We start from the raw sequence: 19,832 nt of genomic DNA on the forward strand, positions 1-19,832 counted from the left end.
GACCATAGCCGAAACGCTTGGCAATTGGGTTGCGAAGATGCGCCATTTCTGCAAATATTTGGCATTGGATAGCGTATTTAGACAGAAGGTTGGAATTTTACGCCATGAAGCTGGATGAGATCGACAAGCGCATCCTGCGCGCCTTGCAGCGCGACGGTCGCATGGCCAACAATGATCTTGCTCGGGAAGTGGGCCTTTCGCCGTCGCCCTGCCTGCGCCGCGTCAAGCTCTTGGAGGAGGCCGGCGTCATCGATCGCTATGTCGCGGTCCTTAATCCGGCCAGGATCGGCCGCGGCCAGACCTTCTTCACCCGCATCTGGCTGAAGCAGCAGGACGAGGACACGATCGAGCACTTCGCCGCCGAGGTGGCGAAATTCCCCGAAGTGATGGAGTGCTATCTGATGCTGGGCGACTGCGACGCCATGGTGCGGATCGTCGCCGCCGGCATCGATGATTACCGCCGCTTCCAGTCCGAGCATCTGAGCCGCATCAAGGGCGTCCAGAACGTCAAGACGGATGTGCCCAGCCAGACGATCAAGCAGACGTCGGAGATGCCGCTGTAGGATTCTTCCGTTGTCCCCTTGTGGGAGAAGGGAAGTCCTCAATGATGCGCGTGGCTCTCATTCCGTTTGCGCGTCGCCGCCGCCTTCTTGGCCGAAGCGGAACGTTCGGCCGCGGAGCGCTCGCCCGAGGCCTTTCCGCCCATCCTGCCGCCCTTGTGCGCGGCGGGATTGCCGGTGTGCTTGCCGCGGCCCGAGCCGCCTTCCTTCTTGCCGCCGGCGTCATCCTTGTTGACGGTCGCCCAGGCGCGCCGCTCGGCTTCCTTCTCCGATACGCCGCGCTTCTCATAGCCCTCGGCGATATGGTCGGCCTTGCGTTCCTGCTTGTCGGTGTATTTCGATTTGTCGCCACGTGGCATTTTTCTTCTCCTTGTGCGCTGCGTGAATTCGGTAACAGGGTCAATTACCCTTCTTCTTGGCGACGTCGCCAAGATCGGAGCGTTCCGGGTCCTTGTTGTTCTCGCCGGCCGCGTCGCGATTCTCGTCAGGGTCGTCCTCGGCCGGGAGGTAGCCGCGCGGCTTGTTGGCCTTCGGGCCTTCCCAGCGCGGCCATTGATCGGAAGTCCCGGCTGGTCCCTGTTTCGGTGCATTGCTCATCTTTGCCTCGCTTTCCGGACGGTGTTCAGCCCTCCGCCTTCATGGTTCGTGCGATCTCGAGCAGCTTGGCGCGGTCATGCCCGTGCTCGCGTATCAGTTCGCGCGCCTGCTTTGGCGACAGATCGGTGTTCTCCGCCAGGAAGCGCACATCGGGATCGTCGCCCCCTTTGGTCGGCAGATTGCTCGTCCGCGGCGCTTGGGCGGCGCCGGGGCGATGCGGGATGTTCTCGTTGGTCCGGGTCATCGCAGGCCTCCTTCGGTTTCAACTTGCCGGCTGCCTGCGGCGTGCTTCCTTCTTGCGGCGCAGCACCTCGTCGGTGCCGACAATCTCCTTCGCGCCGCCGGTGATCGCGGTCGAGACCACAGCCGGCGGATCGCTTGCCGGAAAGCTGTCCTCCAGCCCGGACTGCAACTGCTCTTCCAACGTATCTGGATTCTCCGACCGGCCTTCGGTGCGCCGTTCGTCGATCTCCTCCAGATCGTGCTTGGCATCGGGATGCTCGCGGACATTGCGCAGCGTCGAGACGACGAGCTCGACAGCGAATTCTTTCATCGCCTCGGCCTGCGGCGCGGCGACGTCGGTCTCCTCGATCAGCCGCAGGAGCGACTGCTCGAGTTTGTCCAATTCGCGTATGCCCTGGCAACGTGCCAGTTTCTGAGCCAGCGCATGGACCAGCAACGGGCCGAAGGTCGAATAAGCTTGCATGCGGGTCTCGTCGACCCGTTCGGGATGGAGCGTATGCAGGGACATTGGTGCCTCCATGGAACGTCCTGCCTGCGGCCTCTGCCGTCAGCGGCGGCCGTTAGGGGAACTGGAGGGCAGGGAAGAGGTTCCATCGGAATGCGAATGTGGAGCAAGAGAAACGGCGTCCGTGAAGCACACGAACGCCATTTTGAACTCAACGCTGGCCGCCCTTGCGGCCGGCTTCCGACGCACGCTGGCGGTCTTCGGCGAAGTTGCCGCTGCCACCCCTGTGCCGGCGGCGCTCCGCTGACCCATGTTGCCGTCCTCGGCCTGCTGCTGCCCGCTGCGCGATGCTGCCCACCGTTATGTGGGTCGTCGCGGTTCTTGTGGCTTTGCTGGCCGGCCATGACGTGCTGTTCGTGGGTTCCGCCTTGATTGGGCATATCGAATTCTCCGTTGGTTCGGAGTTGGTTCGGATTTTTCTTCGGGGGTGAATTCAAGGACGCGTTGGCCTCCTTGAGTAGGGGAACAGGCGTCGGCAATCGATGTTCCGGCTGAAACATTTCGTGACCCGGGTCAGACTGAAGTCCGACCTGACCAACGCATTCGGCTGGCTTATGCAACCAATCTGCTTTCTACGGATTGGGGAGCGGCCGTCGAGAAAAGCCCCCATCGCCGGCCATCCTGGTGCCCGCCGATCTTCCCCGCGCAATTCCGGCGGGCATCAATATCCATCAACAAGAAAGCCGCGCAGCCGGCTTCGGAGCGAGACGACGTTTTGACCTATATCTCTGCAAAGCCCACCCGGCAGGATGTCGAAACCCTGCCTGCCAACGACAACGAACGTGCCGCCCTTGCCGATCTTTCCTTCCTTGACGTCATCAATGACGAGGACGAGGTCGCCGACATTGCCAGGCGCGCGGAGCGCCTGGGCCATGCCACGCTTATCGCGATGGCAATCGGCTTGGCGGCGGTGCCGTTGCTTTATCTGATGCTTGCGTGAGCCGGCCGGCCAGTCATCTGGCCGGCCCGCGCAACTCCCGCGACGCTGTGCTTCTATCTTCCGGAGAAGAAGGCATCGAGCGTGGCCGCCGTTTCGATCGGCGACTCCTCCGGAAAGAAGTGGCCGCCGCGCAAGGCGCCGCCACTGACATCTTCCGCCCAGTTCCGCCACAGCGCCAGCGGGCCGCCCGCCTGCGCGTACCATTCGGCCAGCACCCCATGCTCGCTCCATAGCGCCAGCAGCGGGCAGGCGATGCGCCGGCCGGCCGCTCTGTCGGCATGGTCATGATCGCGGTCGAGGGACGCCGCGGCGCGATATTCTTCGCAAATGGCATGGATGTGCGCCGGGTCGCGCAACGCATCCACATAGAGTTGCCGAACCTCGGGCGGGAACGCGTCGGGCGACGATCCCCAGCCGGAAAGCGCATTGTCGACGATGGCAGCGGCGGCGGCCGCAACCATCGTCTCCGGCAGCGGCTCGGGCTGTGCCAGCAACGACCACGGCCAGTAGCCGAGCGCCAGCCTCGCGTCGGCGCGGTCCCAGGCATCGGCGGTGGGAATGATGTCGAGCACGGCGAGCTTCTCGACGCGGTCCGGGTGGTCGAGCGCCATCCGGTAGGCGACACGCCCGCCGCGATCGTGACCGGCGACCATGAAGCGCCTGAAGCCCAACGTCTCCATCAGCACCACCAGATCGGCGGCCATGGCGCGCTTGGCATAGGGGGCGTGATCGGCGGAGGACGGCGGGCAGGAGCTTTGCCCATAGCCCCTGAGATCCGCGCACACGACGGCGAAATCGCGCGCGAGGCTCGGCGCCACGTCGCGCCACATCGCATGCGTCTCGGGAAATCCGTGCAGCAGCAGCAGGCCGCTTCCACTGCCGGCCCGGCGGGCGAAGATCCTTGCTTCGCCGGTGTCGATCTCGCGGCTGTCGAAATCCTCGAACATTGCTTGCCTCCGGTATCGGTGCCGGCCATCTCACGTCCAGGCTGAATCGAGCGTCAACGACGCTTCGAAAATCTGGTCGCGCTGCTCGTCCAGTACCTTCACGGTGATTGTCAGGTGCCTGCCGCCCGGCATCTCGTCGCGGGCGACATCATGCAGGATGCGCAGCGCCTCTATGCCCGCGCGCTCGCGACTGGCAAGAAGCTGCCCTTCATCGTCCCTCTGGCTGTGCTCGGTGTTGTACAGGTCGAAATAGAAGCGTTGCATCGGCACGTCGATCCCGGCGTTTCGAGCTTCAATTCGTCAGCGCGGTCATGGTTCCAAGCGGCTGATCCCGAGAGGAAATCCATGATGCGCCGCGCTTGCGGCGCGCGCAGCCGCCTGCAACCAGCCGCCCGCCTGCGGCGTTGCTGCTGCGAATGGAGGACGCAGGATGCTGGAATCGCTTTATCTCAACCTCGGCCAGCACGATGCCTTGTCGGAGGAAGAGAAGGCGCTGCTTGCAGGCGTCATGTCGTTCGAGAAATACGTCGCGGCCGGCGAGGATGTCGTCTCGGAGGGATCGAGGCCAAGTTACAGCACGCTGATCATCGATGGGCTCGCCGCCCGCTACAAGGTTTTGGAGGACGGGGGCCGCCAGTTCACCTCGCTCCAGGTCGCCGGCGATTTCGTCGACTTGCATGCCTTTCTGCTGAAGACGATGGATCACGGCATCATCGCGCTCTCGCCATGCCACGTGCTCGCCGCCGAGCATGGCAAGCTGAAGACTATCACCGAGCAGGCGCCGCATCTCACCAGGCTTTTGTGGCTGGACACGCTGGTCGACGGCGCCATCCACCGCGAATGGATAGTGGCCATGGGCCGGCGCTCCAAGACCTCCCATCTCGCGCATCTGATATGCGAGCTGTTCGTCCGGCTGCAGGTGGTGAAAAAGACCCGCGAGATGAGCTTCCATCTGCCGCTGTCGCAGGCCGAGCTCGCCGACGTGCTCGGCCTCTCCGTCGTCCATATGAACCGGGTGATCGGCACGCTGCGCCGTATGAACGTGATCAACTGGACGAGCCATATGATCACGATCCTCGACTGGGAGCGGCTGGTTGCGATCGCCGAATTCGATCCAACCTATCTCAGCATGACCCGCGAGCCGAGATAGGTCGGCCAAGACGGAAGCAAGGACAGATTGCCTGCGGCATCTAGCTGGGCGGAGCCTTGGAGCGCGACCACAGCTCGTCCAGCATGGTGAGGGCGGCACTCGGCTGGGCAGGCCTCAGCAGGCCTTGCTGCGCGGCGACCCTCTTGAAGGCGGCAAACGCGATGGCCGGACGGCAGGTGCCTGCGATCGCGTCATCCACCAGCCGGGCAGCTTCGAGATAGGCTGGCGCCTCCTTGTTCTTCCATGTGCCGGCGAGCGCCTTCTTGGCCTCGGCGACGGTGGTGACCACCATCGTGCCGCCGCTGACGAAGCGAATGGTGAGGGGCAGGAAACGGCTCATCGGTCTTTCACCATCCGAGCCATTCGAGCGTGCGCCAGGCAAGGCCGACAAAGGGCACGGCCGTGATCATGACGGCAATGAGGAGAAAAAACGGGCTGTTCATAGGCAAGGACTTCATGTTTCACCGCAAAATTGAGGATGGCCGTAAACGATGACTTCGCCAGTCGGTTGCATTCGGCCGGCCAGTCTGACGCTATAAATTTGGGGCTACATATTGCTCGCGGGCCGGGCCGGCGGCGCCGGCCGATGTGGCGGCCGCGGGCGCGGCCTCAGCGGCACCTCGGCGAGCGAAGCGCGGATCACCCGGACCGGCACCGGTGGTGCGGCGGCGCGCCGGCGCAGCATTGCGGCCGAGAGACTGCCGACGAGAGTTCGAACGTCCATGGGACTCCTCCTGAAGAGTCCCCCCAATGACGAAGGGTTAGCACCACGGCCGGGCGGCCGCATTTAACTTTGATGTATGGCCGGGCATGTCGGCGAGATGCGACGAACCGGGGGCCAACCTTTTCCGTCTGCACGCGTTGTCCTCTGAAAGGAGACCACCATGCCGACCAGCAGCCGAACGAAAACCGACACGACCAAAAAATCAGCCGCCGGCAACAAGACGGACACGGCGAAGACCACGCGCAGGCAGCGCGGCGTCCAGCGCAAGGTCGATGCCACGGACAGCAGCAAGCCGAAACCGAAAGCGCCAGGTGCGATGCAGGCCGGCGCGCGCAGATACCCCGTACCACCTTTTCCCAGGCAGCATCATCCCAAACCCGGCGAGGAATGGGCGATCGAGCCGGCGCCGCTCTATGACGCCCCGTTCTGGCAAGGGTCGGGCAAGCTCAAGGACAAGGTCGCGCTGATTACCGGCGGCGATTCCGGCATCGGTCGCGCGGTCGCGGTGCTCTTCGCGCGCGAAGGCGCCGATATCGCCATCGCTTATCTCAGCGAGGACCGTGACGCCAAGGCGACGAAGCAGGCGGTCGAGGCGGAGGGGAGGCGCTGCATCACCTTGCGCGGCGACGTCGCCAAGCGCGCCTTCTGCCGAAAGGCGGTAGGTGAGACGATCAAGGCTTTCGGCAAACTGGACGTGCTTGTCAACAACGCCGCCTTCCAGGTCCACTCGGCCGATTTCGCCGATCTCACCGAAGCGCATTTCGACATCACGCTGAAGACCAATCTCTACGGTTATTTCCACATGGCGCAGGAAGCCGTGCCGCATATGAAACCAGGATCGGCCATCGTCAACACCGGCTCGGTCACCGGCATAGAGGGCTCGAAGGAACTGGTCGACTATTCCATGACCAAAGGCGGCATTCACGCCTTCACCCGCGCGCTCTCCGGCAATCTCATCTCCAAGGGCATCCGCGTCAACGCGGTGGCGCCCGGTCCGGTCTGGACGCCGCTCAACCCGTCGGAGAAGGAAGCGGAGGACGTTTCGCAGTTCGGCGCCAAGACGCCGATGAAGCGGCCCGCCCAGCCGGAGGAGATCGCGCCGGCCTATGTGTTCCTGGCCTCGCCGCAATGCTCGAGCTACATCACCGGCGAGATCCTGCCGATCATCGGGGGTTACTGACCCATGAGGAGTATCCCATGAAAGATCTCACGAAGAAAGCGCTTCTCATCGCTGCCGTCGCGCTGATCCCGGTGCTGCCGGCAGCGGCCCAGACTGCCGCTCAGCCGATGGACCAGCAGGCGCAGAACTGCCAGGCCAAGCCCGACGCCAACGACCAGCAGCAAAAACAGAAGCAGCAGGCCGATACGGATGAACTGTCGAAACAGCTCGGCGATTGCGGCGGCGTGCTGAAGCCGCCGCCGACCGGCGACCAGAACGCGACGACGCCACCGCCGACCGGCGACATGCCAGTGATCAAGCCGGGCGAAGTTCCGCCGCAGAACGGCCAATGAGGCGTGCGTCTTCAACAACAAGGTTCAATGCTTGCGCTTCTCGCCCTCGGTCGCCCGAACGGCCGGCAAGCCGTGGGCCTCGCGCATCATCTGCAATGCCTCGTCGCGGGTGAGGCCGCATTTGCGGGCAAAATAAGCCGCCTCGTGGATTTCGGCGCGGGAAGCTGCCGAAACACTGGAAGCTGACCGTCTGTTCTTCTTCTTGGCCATCGGTTCACCGCGCCATGAATCACTTAGTCAGCTAATTATAAATCCATTGTTTCTTATTGCAAATGGGCCGCCGTTTTTAGCGATCCGGCATCCTCGCCCATTGGGAACCATTGTGCCGGCATGGGATTGTGGTTTGCGGGCCGCGTCAGCCGGACCTGGTGGCAAAGAGAACAGGGCTGGTTTCTCCGGCTTCACGCCCTGGCCAACGAAAGGGTAGTCGAGCTCTTGTCCCACCCGGCCCGCTCCGTATTTGGCGCGGGGCAGCAAATGGCAGGGCAGACGATAAAGCACGAAATACGCGTCCAAAACAGGTGAGGCGACGATGCCGGGCTGGGTTCGTGAAGGCTGGCTGCTCTTGCGGGAGAGTGTCACCGGCTACATCGACGACAATGCGCTGAGCCACGGCGCGGCGATCGCTTTCTACGCCACGACCTCACTGGCGCCGATCCTGCTGATCGTCGTGGCGATTGCCGGCGTCGCCATCGGCAACGATGCCGCCCAGGTCGCGCTGTCGGCCGAGATATCCGGCGTCATGGGCCCGCAAAGCGCCGACCTCCTGAAGGCTACGATCGAGAGCGCCGCACAGCGTTGGTCAAGCACGCTTGCCACGCTGATCGGGCTGGTCACGCTTTTCGTCACGGCGTCGGGCGTCTTCGGTGAAATGCAGCAGTCGCTCAACGAGATCTGGAAGGTGAAGCCCAACGGCGTGTCGCTGTCGCGCCTGGTGCGGGCGAGGGCGGCGAGCCTCGGTCTCGTCGCGGCGCTTGGCTTCCTGCTGCTGGTGTCGCTGGCGGCAAGCACGGCGATCTCGGCGCTGGGCGAACTGATCAACCGGCGCCTGCCGTTCGGTGGCGTGATCGTCAGCGGCGTCAACACGATCGTCTCGTTTGTGCTGATCGCTCTGCTCTTCGCCGCGATCTACAAGGTCCTGCCGGACCGCACGCTAAAATGGCGCGATGTCGGCGTCGGCGCGGTGGTGACCGCGCTGCTCTTCACCATCGGCAAGTCGCTGATCGGCTGGTACATCGGCACCAGCGCTATCGCCACGTCCTACGGTGCCGCCGGAGCGCTGATGGTCGTATTGGTGTGGGTCTATTATTCAGCGCAGATTTTTCTCTTCGGCGCCGAAATCACGCGCGCCTATTCGGTCCGTCGCGGCAGCCGGCGCGACCTCGCGCCGGTCATGGCACACGCCAACCACCGGGGTGCGCCGCGCCAGGCCGAACAAGTAGCCAAACCCGAGGCGACGATGCCCGCCAACGCTGATAGAAGCGTCGGCACGGCGCCAGCCCGGCCAACCGCATTCGGTGGCGAGATCGTCGGTTGGATTGTGCTGAGCAGCCTGATCACTCTGCTCGTGACGCGGATCTTGCGCCGCGGAGACTGATACCGAGCGCCCTACCGCCGCTCTTCCTGCCGTTTCTCGATTTGGTAGGACAGCCAGCGGCAGAACATGCCGATAATCGAGGTAGCGGCTCCGCCGAGCAGACAAGCGATCAGCAACGGACTTTTCGATGCGCTGTCCCAACTAACGATCGCCAACAGGGTCACGCTCACCGTGGAAATCAGATACCCCGTACCCTTGAGAAGATGAAGTGACGATCTGGTCATACTGGCCGCCTTCCAATGCAACTGACAGCCCCGATCAAGGTTCCATTTACCCGGTGTCCCTCCACGACAGTTGCTGCTGTGGCACTTATGCGGCATCCGGGGGCGGTCGGGTGTGACGCCTGTTGGCCCGCCGCCGTTCTTCAACGGGGCGGCGGGCTTTTTACGCGATATGCGCTGCTCGCGGTCCTAGGAGCTCTAGGTGCGGGCATTGAGGCGTTTTCCTGCAAGGTACATTAGTGCCGTCGCGGCACGGTTCCTGCCCAAGCCGGCAGCTTCCGCCTGTGCGAGCAGGCCATCGAGAGAGCCGGCCAACGCCTCCTGGCAGTCGCTGTCGTACCGGGCGGCGTTGACCTCATTGACGGGTTTTCCAACGGCTGGTTCTGCCATCGAGGTTCCTCGTCAATCATCTAGGTTTGGTGCGAGGCGCCCCGACAGCGGTCGTAGGCGCCCCGATCCTCATTGGTGATGTGACGGCTGGGCCCATCCGACGGCGGGAGGGATTGCTCCGTCCTCGACAAGGATATCCTTCTTGCGCGCGAACGCGGCGAAAACGCCTCGCGCGGTTTCCGCGTCGACGTCGCCAATCAAAGCCGCCTTGCAGGCACGGATGGCCGCTTTCTGCTCCGGGCTATTGCCGCACCAGTCGATCGCGAACTGATAGGCGTCGACGACGGTGTTCAGTTGCCGGGGAAAGCCTAGTCCGACCCAAACGTGAAGGGGTTTCTCGAAAGGTTTGGAAAGCATCGCGAACTCCCATACACCGCGATACTTTCAAACAGCCAGTCCGCCGCCGCGGCCGCCTTTGCCGGTCATCCATGGCAAGGGGACACTCACATCCTCAAGAATTCTGACCGACTTTGCGAAACCGCAAAAGGCATCTCTGGCGGCAGTCAGCGGATAGCCGCTGTCGAATGCCCGCTGGCAGGCACGAAGGGCCGTTTCAAAGATGGTTCCGCGCCTGTTCTTGGGCCACGCGTAGAGAAATTCCAGAGCATCTTCCAAGCACGCGATTTCCTGGATGAGGCTGTTTCCGCTCTTCACGAAAACGGGGCTGTCGAACATCCGGTCGTTCATAACGTCCTCCAATCGAACGAACAATTGAGTACAAGCCACGGCTTGGGACCGACAGAGGCCCAAGCCCAGCGGCGATATGGGTTTGTGGATTTTGACCGTCAAGAGCTTTCCCGGTCGCTGCGAGAACCGGCGCGTCTCGGAGGGATGAATAGCGGCTATTCGGCCAAGGCGCCGTCCGGCTTAGGTGTTAGCCGCCTTTCTCTTCTTGGCTGCCGCGCAGCGCGCCCGGAACGCCTCGACCTCGGCTTCGGTAAGATGCTCGATACCGATGAAATCATTCTTCGCATGGCCTGAGCGGATTAACTCGTCGAGTTTGGCCTGGATCGCCGCGCCGTCCCGGTTCTGGGTGTTCTGGATCAGGAACACCATCAGGAAAGTGACGATTGTGGTGCCGGTGTTGATGACAAGCTGCCAGGTCTCCGAATAGTCGAAGACCGGACCGGTTGCCCCCCACAGCAGAACCGATCCCAGGCATAGGCCAAAAGCCAACGGCCTGCCGGTGGCATGAGCGACGGCCGCCGCCATGCGATTGAACGCTTTTTCCATGGGATGGTACTCTGGGGAATGGTAGCAACGAGCCCCGGCAACCTGCCAGGGCTCGGCGGAAGCCGGACCGAGCGAATATCCGGCCGTGCGCGGAGCGCCGCTAGGCAGCCTCGGCAGCTACATTGACGGCGGATTCGGCGAGTTCGGTGAGCGCTGCGTCCGTTTCCTTTTCCTCGGCCAGCGTCTTGTCGAGCAGATTGACAGCTTCCGTCAGGCCGAGTTCCTGCGCCCAGGTCCTGAGCGTGCCGTAGCGCGAAATCTCGTAATGCTCGACGGCTTGGGCGGCGGCCAGCAGGCCGGCGTCGAGCGAGGGCGAGCCCTTGTACTCATCCATGATTTCCGCGCCTTCCTCGGTGATGCCCATGATGGCCGCGCAGGTCTTTCCCACAGGCTTCTTGTCGATCACCTCGAACACTTCCTCGAGACGCGCGACATGCTCCTCGGTCTGGTCGCGGTGCTTCTCGAAGGCCGCCTTCAACGCATCGTCCTGCGCCGCCTTGGCCATCTTGGGCAGCGTCGCCAGAATCTTCTTTTCGGCGAAGTAGATGTCTTTCAGCGTGTCATGGAAAAGTTCGTTGAGGCCCTTGTTCGAGGCCGCTTTCGTCGTCGCCATTTCTGCATCTCCTGGTGGGGTTGGATCATCACCAACACGGCCGCCCGCAAGTTGTTCCGAATAGATTTTTTGCCGGTGAAGGCCCTGGACCCTCAATTGTTATTGACGAGGCTACGCGTTGATCTTTGGCGCACGGGCTAAGCCCAGGACTCCAGGATTTCATCCACCGGGGCGACTTCCACATGGTGCGAATATCTTTTGGTGAACAGCCTGATGATGCTGTCATAGGCTTCGTCGGAGGTGCTGCAAATCGCATCCTCCGCCAGAACCGTTCGAAAGCCGAAATCGATAGCTCCAAGAAGCGTGGCCAAAACGCACATGTCGGCCTCGCCTCCGCTGACGACAATTGTGTCAACATCCTCGGCTGCAAGCGCGCGCCTCAACCTGCCTCCGAACCAGGGCGAATAGACGGGTTTGTCGAACTGTCGTGCCGGCGGAACGAAATCCTTCAGCTCCGGCGCCAACTCGATGATGTCGTTCCCTGCTTTTTCAAGCGTCATTTCTGCCCAGCGCTCATAGTAGCTGCGCCACTGGCCATGCCCTTCTCCTGCCCGCAGTGCCGGAATGAAGCGGGTGAAGATGGTTCGTGCCGGCCACCGCTCGGTGAGCCGAAGCACCTTGGGCAGAATCTGGGGAAACCACTCGACCGCCCACGGTCCGGGCGGCATGAACATGCGCTGCATGTCGACGCAAAGATGCACGGCGTTTGCAGGAATAGGGCGGGAGACGGGCATCAGCCGCTCACCGATTTGCGAGTTTTCGCTTGAAGGATTTCATTCCCTTCGTCAGCGAGGCCCTGGCCTCGGCCGCGTTTTGCCAGCCCTTCAGCTTGATTTTCTTGCCGGTACCCAGCACCGAGGAAAGGAAGAACTGCTCTATTTCCCGGCGAAGATCTTCAGGCACATCGACTGACGCCACGGGCTCATCCGGCGCGTCTTCCTTATGAGGGCAGAAAATGTACCGGTCGTTGCGGACTTTCGAGCCGTCGGGATCGCGCTGCTTTACCCTGAGCGCGCCCAGCAGGTCGCATTTTATCACGACCCCCGGAGCGCCGGCGGCCTGGTGGATGACGAGCCCGTCCAGCGGATCACCATCGTCTCCCAGCGTCGATGGCACGAAGCCCCAATCGTAGGGATAGGTGTTACCGACAGGAAGGGGGTGGGAATATTCGAACACCCCGGTCTTCGGTTCATAGGCGAGTTTCGCGGCCGATCCCCGCGGTGTTTCCACGACCACGCGGAACCGGTTACGAGAAGTTGCCGGAAGCGTCAGATAATTAGCCATTGCCAAACCGGGAGCCGACCAAACCACATTGCGCAAGGTGAACTTCACCGGCACCTGAATGTTCCATGACGAAGGAGGTGGCCGGCTGAATCGCCCAGGCCGAGATGCGCAGGCTGGCTCACTGCGAAAGGAGGGCCTTGGATAAATATATCCGGGGTTGTCTTGCCGGGAGTCAGTTTAAACGCTATATGTGTGATATCGATCTTGCTGAACGAACGTTGTTTCTGGCGCCTTTGTGCCCCGACGATCTTCCCTCTCAATTTCGAAAACTGTGACGTTTGGCATTCGGCCAAGCGGCGGTAATTTGCGTCGATTTGAAAGGAAATCGTATGACTACTGGAACCGTGAAGTTTTTCAACGCCACCAAGGGCTTTGGCTTCATCGAGCAGGGCGGCGGCCAGCCGGACGTGTTCGTTCACATCTCTGCCGTGGAGCGCGCCGGGATGCGTTCTCTCGTCGAAGGCCAGAAGGTAAGCTTTGACGTCGTCAAGGACGCCCGCAGCGGCAAGAGCGCCGCGGAGAATCTGCAGGCCGCCTAAGCCATGCATCGGCGCCTTTGACCACGGATGTACTGGCACAGGCGCTGGGGCTTTGAGGGAAGGTCGGGTTCGCCCGGCCTTTTTCATTTTGTATAGCGAGGTAGCACATGGCTGATACGAATGTGTTCAAGCCGAAAGGCGACGCCAAGAACGAGGCCACCACAAAAACCGCGCGCGCCATCATCGACGGGGAGGCGGCGGCCAGAATTGCAAAGACGGCGCGTCTTCGCGAGGCCAGACTGGCGCAGGAGCCAGTGGAGGAGCCGGTAAAGAAGGCGAAGAAAAAGGCCGCCGGCAAATAGGGCGCCGACCTGAGATGCGATCTGCGGAAGTCGGGCTGGCGTTTCGGTCTTCCCTGAAACACTAGCGTTCCAACTGCGCCGTCGTATGGCAGGTCAGGGCCGACGCAGCCCCGATTCACGCAGCGGCATTGGGCCCTGCTTCGGCGTCACCGGAAGCCGAGAAAGCCCAAAATGGCAATGACGATGACGACCGCTCCTACGAGCCAGATGATATTGTTCATGTCTGCTCTCCCAATGCTGACGTTCCGGCGCTGGCGCCGGCAAATGCAGCGGTCATGATGGCCATGGCACCAGCGCTCTTTGAAATGAGTTTGGCCTTCATGCTCTATTATCGATGCCTAATTTAGAAATAACTGCAGTGAGATAGCGTTCCTGAGGCGAGATAGTTCCGGTGAGCGCGAAAAACAGAAGAACTCTGATCAGTGCCGGCTCTTGAGGAACCTCGCCTCGCGCACCAACGAGGTCCAGTCGGTGCCAATGAGCTTGATCAGTTCGCGGGCGTCGTCCTCGGAGATGTCCGTGTCCTTCGCCAGCCGAAGGGCTAGCAATTCGACACCGCTCTTCGCTGGCTGAGCCGCTTTGCCGTTCTCGGCGTGGCGTGTCTTGCCGTCATTTCCGCCGATCATCATCCGCCTCCTTCCAGTAGGAACTTTCGAGGCGGCGGCATGTTTCATGCCCTCGGCAAATAACATCCGAAGGCGCCTCGCCGGCGGCAGGCCGTGAGAGTTAACGCGGTTCGCGCGTCATTGAGAGATAGGTCGGATCGAACTCGGCGATCTGCTGCAGCTTCTGCCAGTCGAGGATCGTCACCGTATGGTTCGCCCAGGCGATCACGCCGCTGTTGCGCAGCGCGCTAATGACGCGGTTCATATGCACCACCGACAGGCCCAGCACGTCGGCGAGCTCGGCCTGCGAGACGGGCAAATGAAAGCTCATGCCGTTGGTGCGCTTCACCACCTCCAGCCTGACGAACAGCTCGCAGAACAGATGCGCCAGATGCGAGACCTTCGAGCGCCGCCCCATGGCGACGATCCACTCGCGGTGGATGGCGCCGTCGATCAGCGTGTCGAGCCACAACAGCCGCGTCAAATGCGGCGCCCGCTCGGTGATGCTGCGCAGCTTCGAATGGTCGGCCAGGATGACGCGGCAAGGCGAAAGCGCGATGACGCCGTGGTCCATCGTCTTCAACAGGAAGGCGTAGAGGTCGACGAAATCGCCTGGAACCTGCAGCGAGGTGAATTGCCGGCCGCCATCAGCAAGCACCTTGTAACGGGCGGCGAGCCCGTCGAGCACGAGAGTGCTGGAGGCCGGCCGGGATCCCGACGCGACGATGTCCTGACCAGCGGCGAAGTGGCGTTCGCCCGCCATCAAGTCGCCGAGCAGGGTTTTCTCGTCGTCGGATAGGCTGTCGTGCTGGCCGAGATTCAGGAAAAGGGATTCAAGCATTCATGTCTTCCATGAGCGGGCCGAGCGGCCCGGTCACAGCGGATGTCAAAGTGATTCAAAACAGGCGCGTTTGACGAGGTATGGGGTTGTTGGTCAAAGCGCGCTAACATTTGATACTTCGGTGCCTTTTCCTCCGCGAAATGCCGAAAAGCGCATTGCGGTCGCGTTGCCGCACGGCCGATGCTTGCCTCACCCGTCGCCGGCGCGACGCCTTCCTGGAAGCGACGCAAGGTGGCGCGGCAGGAGCCTCGCGAAGGCAAACCGAATCCGGATAATCCGGCACGTCGGTGCCGTCGAACCTTTTGCGCCGGCCGGGGGATGCATGTCGGCTACATTGGTTCCTGAACATCGCGCGGCGGACTTCATCGCCTCGTCCTATCGCCCCGGGCGCGACGAGGCCGGGCTCGAGACGATCGAGAAGGCGGCCGACCGGGTGCTGGAGGAAACCGGAATCCGCTTCATGGACGATCCGCAAACCATCGACATGCTGAAGCAGGCCGGTGGCGTGGCGAGCGGCGATGTGGTGCGCCTGGACGGGGCCGAGCTGCGCCGCATCGTGCGCCGGCATGCGCCAGAAAAATTCCTTCTGCGCGGCAGGAACCCCGCAAGGGATACGACTGTCGGAGAAAGGGCGCCGCCGGTCTTCGCGCCGATCTACGGCGCGCCCAATGTCGTGCTCGACAATGGAACGAGAGTAGCGGGCAGCCGGCGGATCTATGGCGATCTCGTCGCCGCCGCGCATGCCGCTCCCGGGTTGACCAACACCGGACAGATGATCTGTGTCATGGAGGACGTAGCCGAGGACCGGCGGCCGCTGGAAATGCTGCTTGCGCATCTCACCCATTCCGACAAGCCGCTCATGGGCAGCATCGCCTCGCCGGCGGCAGCCGAGGCGGTGATCGACCTGACGGCCGCGGCGGTGGGGCGACCGGCGCGTGGCGGCGAATGCAATCTCCTCCATCTGATCAACGCCACACCGCCGCTCACCTATTGGCCGAACCCGTTGAAATGCCTGCGGGCGATCGCGATGAAGGGCGAGGCGAGCATGGTTTCGTCCTACATGATGATGGGTGCGACGGCACCGGTTACCGTGGCCGGCGCGCTGATCCAGGGCTATGCCGAGGTGCTGGCCGGCCTGGCGCTGGCTCAGCTCTGGCGCCCGGGCTCGCCGGTGGTGATGGGCATCCTCGCCTACCCGTTCGACATGCGCCGGATGTTGCCCAATTTCGGTGACCCGGCCTCGCAGCTCGTCCAGTTCTACGCCGCGGAACTGGGCAGGCGGCTCGGCGTGCCGGTGCGGGGCGACGGCGCCATCACCTCGGCCAAGGTCGATGATGCCCAATCCGGCGCCGAAGGGGGCAGGGTGCTTTCGGCAGCGGTGGCCTCAGGCGCGCATTTCATCCTGCACGCAGCCGGCTGGCTGGAGCAGGGCCGCACCGTGTCACTCGAAAAATTCCGCCGCGATGCTGCGGCGTTGGCGGAACTCGGCCATGGCAGGCCCGCGGATTTGCCCGCGCAGCTCGATCGCGGGATCGAGATGGAGATACGGGGCCGCCTCGCGCGGGCTTGAGCCCACGAAAAAGGGCGCTGCCGCGAGGCCGCGCCCTTCGTTTCGTGGGAGCCGGCTTCTACCAGCCCTGCATGCTGTACCAGTCATCGATGTCGCGGCGCACGCGGTCCTTCTCGAGGCCGTAGCGTTCCTGGATCTTGCCTTCGAGCTGGTCGCGTTTTCCCGCGATGCGGTCGAGGTCGTCGTCGGTGAGCTTGCCCCACTGTTCCTTGACCTTGCCCTTCACCTGCTTCCAATTGCCTTCGACGCGGTTCCAATCCATTGCCGGACCTCCTGTTGGACACGGAGGGCTAACGGCAAGGCGGTCGCGAGGTTCCTGCCAAAAAGCTTTTTCTCCGACGGCGTCAGGCATCGGCCCAACGGCTCCTGGCCGGGCTTCTTTTAGGTGCGGGCGTCCGGCTGCAACGGGTCGCTTCGATGGTCATGGCGCGTCCTCAAAAATTCGGGAGCGGCGGAACATTCGCCCGGCGCCGATGTTCTTGAATGCAGGATGGCGCGCAGCCCCGCTCCCCCGCGAAGGCGCGCCACCGGACCGGGCTCAGACCCGAGCAAGCCCGCCTCGGCCGTCCCTCGCCGGGGCGGGCTTTATTGCGACGAGATTGGAAAGACCTCATGCTTCATCAGGCAGCGAAGATAGCTGAGCAGGCCCATCGCGGCCAGAAGGACAAAACCGGCCAACCCTATATCGAACATTTGAGACGCGTCGCCGACGCGGTTGAAACGCTGGACGAAAAGACGGTCGCCTACCTGCATGACGTCGTCGAGAAGGGGAACGGCTGGAGCCTCGACCGGCTGCATGAGGCCGGCTTCAGCTTGACGGTTGTGGCGGCGGTGGACGCGCTGACCAAGCGCATGGACGAGAGCGAAGAGGGCTCCATTTTCCGTGCCGCTTCGAATGAGCTTGCCTTGCCCGTGAAAATAGCCGACCTGCGCGACAATCTCTGGCAGGCGCACCAGGCTGGCGTTGCCCCAGACCGGTACGAGACCGGGCTCGGCATTCTGGGCGACCTGGCCGCCAGGGACTAAAGCAGGTCGCGTGAAAAAGGATTCACGCGACCTGCTTTAAGTTTTTGATTTTAAGCATGTCTTTGTCCCGAAACCGGGCCCACTTTCGGGAGACATGCTTTAGTGGCCTCTTCGGAACCGCCCCGCTTTCCCCACACCGCAGTGCCGACAGCTATTTGTCCAGCTGCAACAGGTTGACCGGCGCGTCGGGCAGCGAGCGCTCCCAAAGAGCCCTCTCAAGGTCGTTCCGATTGTCGGCGCCTAGGGCCTGCGGCAGGTCGAGCGCCGTCAGGGCCTGGTCGTCGAACTCGATCGGCGCCCCGTAAAGCTGGGCAATCTGCATCACCAGGCTTTCTATGTCCTCGCGCGCGATGTTGTCGGCGAGGTTTTTGAGCCTGATTTCTTCGGCAAGCCGGATGATGTTGACGATGCCGTTCGTCCGCAGGGCCTGCTGGACCTTGCAATGAGCATCATCGCGCAACTGGTTGGAAAATCCTAGTATCATTGGAAAACCCTCCTTTCGCGGGGGTTTATCCCTCTGTTGCAACCATGCGCCGGAGGAGAGCGGTTGACAATACACAAATGTTAAAAACAATAAATAAATCAGTTGGTTAGCATAATATATCAAATGTGATTTCGCCCCATCCTGAGTATCGTTAGCTTCGTTGCCCATCGGCAAATCATCCCCCCTTGACGCTTCATGAGCCGTTTCCTACTTCTACTCATAGTGAGGCACATACTAACTCACAGCGGAGGCGGAAGTGGCTGAGCTTGAACGGCCGCAAAGGTTGCAGATCATGCTGACCGACGAGGAATTGGCGGCGCTGGAAAACTGGCGTTTCGAAAAGCGCATGCCGAGCCGTTCGGCCGCGGTCCGCGAGCTGTTGCGCCGTGGGCTGGCATCCGACGGGTTTCTGACCGCTGACACGGGCGCAAGGTCGCAGGATTTCGGTGTGATATCACCGAACCGGAATGTCGCCGATGGCCCCAGCGAATCGAAGCCCTGAGCAAATGCGTTCTCGCTCGCGTCAGATTGCCTTGACTCCGGCCGGCCCTAATTACCTTACATGACCAATTCCGGGGGGACGTTCCAACACGCTCCAAATGCCGATGCGCGTTTGGCCGCGATCGTCGATTCTTCGTACGACGCAATCGTCGGCAAGAATCTGGACAGCATAATCACCGACTGGAACCACGCGGCCGAGCGCATGTTCGGCTATACCGCCGAAGAAGCCGTCGGCCAGTCGATCCTGATGCTGATCCCCGAGCATATGCAAGGCGAGGAAACCGAGATCATCAGCCGCATCCGCAAGGGCGAGCGCATCCCGAGTTTTGAGACGGTGCGCAGGCGCAAGGACGGCTCGCTGGTCACCGTTTCACTGACGATTTCGCCGATCAAGAACAGCGCGGGGGAAATCGTTGGCGCCTCGAAAATCGCCCGCGACATCACCCCCGCCAAGGAAAGTGAGCGCCGCATTCGGCTTTTGATGCGCGAGGTCAACCATCGCGTGAAGAACCAGTTCGCGGTGATCCTGTCGATGGTCAGGGAAACCAGCAAGCGTTCGACCGATCCGGCCGAGTTCGAGCAGATGATCCGATCCCGCATCATGGCATTGTCGCGGTCCCATGATCTGCTTGTCACCTCGGAATGGGCCGGCGCCAGCCTGTTCGACCTGATTCAGGAGCATTTGAAGCCTTTCGGCCATGAGGAGCGTATATCGCTTTCCGGGCCGCTCCTCACACTGCAGTCGAATGCGGTGCAGAATCTCGGCATGGCCTTCCATGAGCTGGGCACCAACTCGTCCAAATACGGCGCGCTGGCGGGCGAGGGCGGCCGCGTCGAAATCACCTGGAAGGTCGAGAGCGGACCGGAAGCGCAGCGCCGCTTTCACCTTCTCTGGCACGAGACGTCCGGCGTGACAGCCGACGGAGCGGCGCGCAAGACGAGTGAGCGCACCGGTTTCGGCGACCGCAAGGGTTTTGGCACGGTGGTGTTGCAGCGGGTGGCGCCACAGGCGCTGAGCGGCTCCTCCAGTCTCGAACGTGCGCCTGGCAGCGTGAAGTGGGAGCTCGACGCGCCGCTCGAGGCAATCGTCGTGCCGCAACTGGGGGCCGACACCGAGAACGACTTCAGCGTTTGAGAGACCTGCCCGGAAGACTACCGAATTGCGCGCCGGCCTTCAGGAAGATGTCTTCGGTGCGTGCCGGTTCGCTCGGCGCGACATGGGTCGGCGCGCCGTCGACCTCATCATGCATCGGTATAGGCGCATGGCTCTGCCGGCTGCGCGCGAACGATGCCATTTTCCAATAGTCCCAAAGCCCCCAAAGCTCACCCGCAACCCCGACGATCGTGAGCACAAACATGCCGAGCGCGGTGAGTTTGACCATAGGACGCAGATGAGGAGGCATTGGGCAAGGTACAAGCCGCGGCCCGGCCCGCTCCTTGCAGAGCGG

Annotated in this window: 35 protein-coding genes; 12 read left to right on the plus strand and 23 right to left on the minus strand. The window is 62.4% G+C overall.

Translation table 11 applies throughout. The annotated features are described in order from the left end of the window. The first annotated feature begins 104 nt into the window (after positions 1 to 104). Complete coding sequence (locus WDX12_RS23775; protein WP_320298395.1) at positions 105 to 563, plus strand: Lrp/AsnC family transcriptional regulator; 459 nt, start codon at positions 105 to 107, stop codon at positions 561 to 563. Positions 564 to 601: 38 nt separating this feature from the next. Here WDX12_RS23775 and WDX12_RS23780 read toward each other — a convergent pair whose 3' ends face one another. The 5 genes from WDX12_RS23780 to WDX12_RS23800 all read right to left on the minus strand — a co-directional run bounded on the left by WDX12_RS23780 (position 602) and on the right by WDX12_RS23800 (position 2,203). Next, a complete protein-coding gene (locus WDX12_RS23780; protein ID WP_135873952.1) occupies positions 602 to 919 on the minus strand; it encodes a plasmid stabilization protein in 318 nt (105 codons plus the stop codon). A gap of 40 nt (positions 920 to 959) precedes the next feature. Next, complete coding sequence (locus tag WDX12_RS23785) at positions 960 to 1,157, minus strand: hypothetical protein (protein WP_434722233.1); 198 nt, start codon at positions 1,155 to 1,157, stop codon at positions 960 to 962. A gap of 25 nt (positions 1,158 to 1,182) precedes the next feature. Further along, complete coding sequence (locus WDX12_RS23790) at positions 1,183 to 1,401, minus strand: hypothetical protein (protein WP_434722234.1); 219 nt, start codon at positions 1,399 to 1,401, stop codon at positions 1,183 to 1,185. Between the two features lie 18 nt (positions 1,402 to 1,419). Then, complete coding sequence (locus tag WDX12_RS23795; protein ID WP_434722235.1) at positions 1,420 to 1,908, minus strand: hypothetical protein; 489 nt, start codon at positions 1,906 to 1,908, stop codon at positions 1,420 to 1,422. A 148-nt stretch (positions 1,909 to 2,056) separates the two neighbouring features. Further along, positions 2,057 to 2,203 carry a KGG domain-containing protein gene (locus tag WDX12_RS23800; RefSeq protein ID WP_434722236.1) on the minus strand — a complete coding sequence of 49 codons (147 nt, stop codon included), beginning with the start codon at positions 2,201 to 2,203 and terminating at the stop codon, positions 2,057 to 2,059. 417 nt (positions 2,204 to 2,620) lie between these two features. Here WDX12_RS23800 and WDX12_RS23805 point away from each other — a divergent pair, with 417 nt between their 5' ends. Next, a complete protein-coding gene (locus tag WDX12_RS23805; protein WP_434722237.1) occupies positions 2,621 to 2,845 on the plus strand; it encodes a hypothetical protein in 225 nt (74 codons plus the stop codon). A 53-nt stretch (positions 2,846 to 2,898) separates the two neighbouring features. Here the strand turns inward: WDX12_RS23805 and WDX12_RS23810 are convergent, their stop codons facing one another. After that, a complete protein-coding gene (locus tag WDX12_RS23810; protein WP_434722238.1) occupies positions 2,899 to 3,792 on the minus strand; it encodes an alpha/beta fold hydrolase in 894 nt (297 codons plus the stop codon). A 30-nt stretch (positions 3,793 to 3,822) separates the two neighbouring features. Next, positions 3,823 to 4,056, minus strand: a complete 234-nt coding sequence (locus tag WDX12_RS23815) for a DUF6894 family protein (RefSeq protein ID WP_320298388.1) — start codon at positions 4,054 to 4,056, stop codon at positions 3,823 to 3,825. A 166-nt stretch (positions 4,057 to 4,222) separates the two neighbouring features. Between WDX12_RS23815 and WDX12_RS23820 the strand changes: the two genes are divergently transcribed. Next, on the plus strand, positions 4,223 to 4,942 hold the full coding sequence (locus WDX12_RS23820) for a Crp/Fnr family transcriptional regulator (RefSeq protein WP_434722239.1): 720 nt from the start codon (positions 4,223 to 4,225) through the stop codon (positions 4,940 to 4,942). 40 nt (positions 4,943 to 4,982) lie between these two features. Here the strand turns inward: WDX12_RS23820 and WDX12_RS23825 are convergent, their stop codons facing one another. Both WDX12_RS23825 and WDX12_RS23830 read right to left on the minus strand, forming a co-directional pair. Continuing rightward, positions 4,983 to 5,282: a DUF982 domain-containing protein gene (locus WDX12_RS23825; RefSeq protein WP_320298386.1), complete on the minus strand. Its 300-nt coding sequence runs from the start codon at positions 5,280 to 5,282 to the stop codon at positions 4,983 to 4,985. Positions 5,283 to 5,489: 207 nt separating this feature from the next. Beyond that, positions 5,490 to 5,666, minus strand: a complete 177-nt coding sequence (locus WDX12_RS23830; RefSeq protein ID WP_320298385.1) for a hypothetical protein — start codon at positions 5,664 to 5,666, stop codon at positions 5,490 to 5,492. 160 nt (positions 5,667 to 5,826) lie between these two features. Here WDX12_RS23830 and WDX12_RS23835 point away from each other — a divergent pair, with 160 nt between their 5' ends. Both WDX12_RS23835 and WDX12_RS23840 read left to right on the plus strand, forming a co-directional pair. Next, entirely contained in the window at positions 5,827 to 6,846 is a 1,020-nt protein-coding gene (locus tag WDX12_RS23835; protein ID WP_320298384.1) for an SDR family oxidoreductase, read from the plus strand. Positions 6,847 to 6,863: 17 nt separating this feature from the next. Beyond that, a complete protein-coding gene (locus tag WDX12_RS23840; RefSeq protein WP_320298383.1) occupies positions 6,864 to 7,178 on the plus strand; it encodes a hypothetical protein in 315 nt (104 codons plus the stop codon). Positions 7,179 to 7,202: 24 nt separating this feature from the next. Here WDX12_RS23840 and WDX12_RS23845 read toward each other — a convergent pair whose 3' ends face one another. After that, a complete protein-coding gene (locus WDX12_RS23845; RefSeq protein ID WP_320298382.1) occupies positions 7,203 to 7,388 on the minus strand; it encodes a hypothetical protein in 186 nt (61 codons plus the stop codon). Between the two features lie 322 nt (positions 7,389 to 7,710). On the opposite strand from WDX12_RS23845, the gene WDX12_RS23850 reads away from it, so the two are divergent. Continuing rightward, positions 7,711 to 8,775 carry a YihY/virulence factor BrkB family protein gene (locus tag WDX12_RS23850; protein WP_320298381.1) on the plus strand — a complete coding sequence of 355 codons (1,065 nt, stop codon included), beginning with the start codon at positions 7,711 to 7,713 and terminating at the stop codon, positions 8,773 to 8,775. An 11-nt stretch (positions 8,776 to 8,786) separates the two neighbouring features. Here WDX12_RS23850 and WDX12_RS23855 read toward each other — a convergent pair whose 3' ends face one another. From WDX12_RS23855 to WDX12_RS23890, 8 genes are all read right to left on the minus strand, one after another. Next, positions 8,787 to 8,999 (minus strand): hypothetical protein, encoded by a 213-nt coding sequence (locus WDX12_RS23855; RefSeq protein WP_320298380.1) that lies wholly within the window; start codon positions 8,997 to 8,999, stop codon positions 8,787 to 8,789. A 195-nt stretch (positions 9,000 to 9,194) separates the two neighbouring features. Continuing rightward, on the minus strand, positions 9,195 to 9,386 hold the full coding sequence (locus tag WDX12_RS23860; RefSeq protein ID WP_434722240.1) for a hypothetical protein: 192 nt from the start codon (positions 9,384 to 9,386) through the stop codon (positions 9,195 to 9,197). 69 nt (positions 9,387 to 9,455) lie between these two features. Then, entirely contained in the window at positions 9,456 to 9,743 is a 288-nt protein-coding gene (locus WDX12_RS23865) for a DUF982 domain-containing protein (protein WP_434722241.1), read from the minus strand. A 27-nt stretch (positions 9,744 to 9,770) separates the two neighbouring features. Further along, entirely contained in the window at positions 9,771 to 10,073 is a 303-nt protein-coding gene (locus tag WDX12_RS23870) for a DUF982 domain-containing protein (RefSeq protein ID WP_320298377.1), read from the minus strand. Positions 10,074 to 10,253: 180 nt separating this feature from the next. Continuing rightward, positions 10,254 to 10,598 (minus strand): low affinity iron permease family protein, encoded by a 345-nt coding sequence (locus tag WDX12_RS23875; protein ID WP_320298376.1) that lies wholly within the window; start codon positions 10,596 to 10,598, stop codon positions 10,254 to 10,256. Positions 10,599 to 10,719: 121 nt separating this feature from the next. Further along, positions 10,720 to 11,232 (minus strand): ferritin-like domain-containing protein, encoded by a 513-nt coding sequence (locus tag WDX12_RS23880; protein WP_320298375.1) that lies wholly within the window; start codon positions 11,230 to 11,232, stop codon positions 10,720 to 10,722. 137 nt (positions 11,233 to 11,369) lie between these two features. After that, entirely contained in the window at positions 11,370 to 11,966 is a 597-nt protein-coding gene (locus WDX12_RS23885) for a cysteine hydrolase family protein (protein ID WP_434722242.1), read from the minus strand. A gap of 7 nt (positions 11,967 to 11,973) precedes the next feature. Then, positions 11,974 to 12,570 (minus strand): inorganic diphosphatase, encoded by a 597-nt coding sequence (locus tag WDX12_RS23890; RefSeq protein ID WP_434722243.1) that lies wholly within the window; start codon positions 12,568 to 12,570, stop codon positions 11,974 to 11,976. 275 nt (positions 12,571 to 12,845) lie between these two features. Between WDX12_RS23890 and WDX12_RS23895 the strand changes: the two genes are divergently transcribed. Together WDX12_RS23895 and WDX12_RS23900 are read left to right on the plus strand one after the other, a co-directional pair. Next, positions 12,846 to 13,055 (plus strand): cold-shock protein, encoded by a 210-nt coding sequence (locus tag WDX12_RS23895; protein ID WP_095768399.1) that lies wholly within the window; start codon positions 12,846 to 12,848, stop codon positions 13,053 to 13,055. Between the two features lie 107 nt (positions 13,056 to 13,162). Next, positions 13,163 to 13,357, plus strand: coding sequence for a hypothetical protein (locus tag WDX12_RS23900; protein ID WP_320298372.1), 195 nt, complete (start codon positions 13,163 to 13,165; stop codon positions 13,355 to 13,357). A 419-nt stretch (positions 13,358 to 13,776) separates the two neighbouring features. Here the strand turns inward: WDX12_RS23900 and WDX12_RS23905 are convergent, their stop codons facing one another. Beyond that, positions 13,777 to 13,983, minus strand: a complete 207-nt coding sequence (locus tag WDX12_RS23905; RefSeq protein WP_434722244.1) for a hypothetical protein — start codon at positions 13,981 to 13,983, stop codon at positions 13,777 to 13,779. 100 nt (positions 13,984 to 14,083) lie between these two features. Next, on the minus strand, positions 14,084 to 14,803 hold the full coding sequence (locus WDX12_RS23910) for a Crp/Fnr family transcriptional regulator (protein ID WP_434722245.1): 720 nt from the start codon (positions 14,801 to 14,803) through the stop codon (positions 14,084 to 14,086). A gap of 322 nt (positions 14,804 to 15,125) precedes the next feature. On the opposite strand from WDX12_RS23910, the gene WDX12_RS23915 reads away from it, so the two are divergent. Continuing rightward, positions 15,126 to 16,373, plus strand: coding sequence for a trimethylamine methyltransferase family protein (locus WDX12_RS23915; RefSeq protein ID WP_434722246.1), 1,248 nt, complete (start codon positions 15,126 to 15,128; stop codon positions 16,371 to 16,373). Between the two features lie 58 nt (positions 16,374 to 16,431). On the opposite strand, the gene WDX12_RS23920 is transcribed toward WDX12_RS23915, so the two are convergent. After that, positions 16,432 to 16,635: a CsbD family protein gene (locus WDX12_RS23920; RefSeq protein WP_320298367.1), complete on the minus strand. Its 204-nt coding sequence runs from the start codon at positions 16,633 to 16,635 to the stop codon at positions 16,432 to 16,434. Between the two features lie 350 nt (positions 16,636 to 16,985). Between WDX12_RS23920 and WDX12_RS23925 the strand changes: the two genes are divergently transcribed. Continuing rightward, positions 16,986 to 17,399, plus strand: a complete 414-nt coding sequence (locus WDX12_RS23925; protein ID WP_434722247.1) for an HD domain-containing protein — start codon at positions 16,986 to 16,988, stop codon at positions 17,397 to 17,399. Between the two features lie 151 nt (positions 17,400 to 17,550). Here WDX12_RS23925 and WDX12_RS23930 read toward each other — a convergent pair whose 3' ends face one another. Next, positions 17,551 to 18,051, minus strand: coding sequence for a hypothetical protein (locus WDX12_RS23930; protein ID WP_320298365.1), 501 nt, complete (start codon positions 18,049 to 18,051; stop codon positions 17,551 to 17,553). Positions 18,052 to 18,139: 88 nt separating this feature from the next. On the opposite strand from WDX12_RS23930, the gene WDX12_RS23935 reads away from it, so the two are divergent. Together WDX12_RS23935 and WDX12_RS23940 are read left to right on the plus strand one after the other, a co-directional pair. Beyond that, positions 18,140 to 18,385, plus strand: coding sequence for a hypothetical protein (locus tag WDX12_RS23935; RefSeq protein ID WP_320298364.1), 246 nt, complete (start codon positions 18,140 to 18,142; stop codon positions 18,383 to 18,385). Between the two features lie 111 nt (positions 18,386 to 18,496). Continuing rightward, the gene (locus tag WDX12_RS23940; RefSeq protein ID WP_320298363.1) at positions 18,497 to 19,519 is read left to right on the plus strand and encodes a sensor histidine kinase; all 1,023 of its coding nucleotides are present in this window, start codon (positions 18,497 to 18,499) and stop codon (positions 19,517 to 19,519) included. Here WDX12_RS23940 and WDX12_RS23945 read toward each other — a convergent pair. Continuing rightward, positions 19,509 to 19,766 carry a hypothetical protein gene (locus tag WDX12_RS23945; protein WP_434722248.1) on the minus strand — a complete coding sequence of 86 codons (258 nt, stop codon included), beginning with the start codon at positions 19,764 to 19,766 and terminating at the stop codon, positions 19,509 to 19,511. The genes WDX12_RS23940 and WDX12_RS23945 overlap by 11 nt on opposite strands. Positions 19,767 to 19,832 lie beyond the last annotated feature (66 nt).

This window comes from Mesorhizobium sp. RIZ17 (assembly GCF_051127865.1).
GTDB lineage: Bacteria > Pseudomonadota > Alphaproteobacteria > Rhizobiales > Rhizobiaceae > Mesorhizobium > Mesorhizobium humile.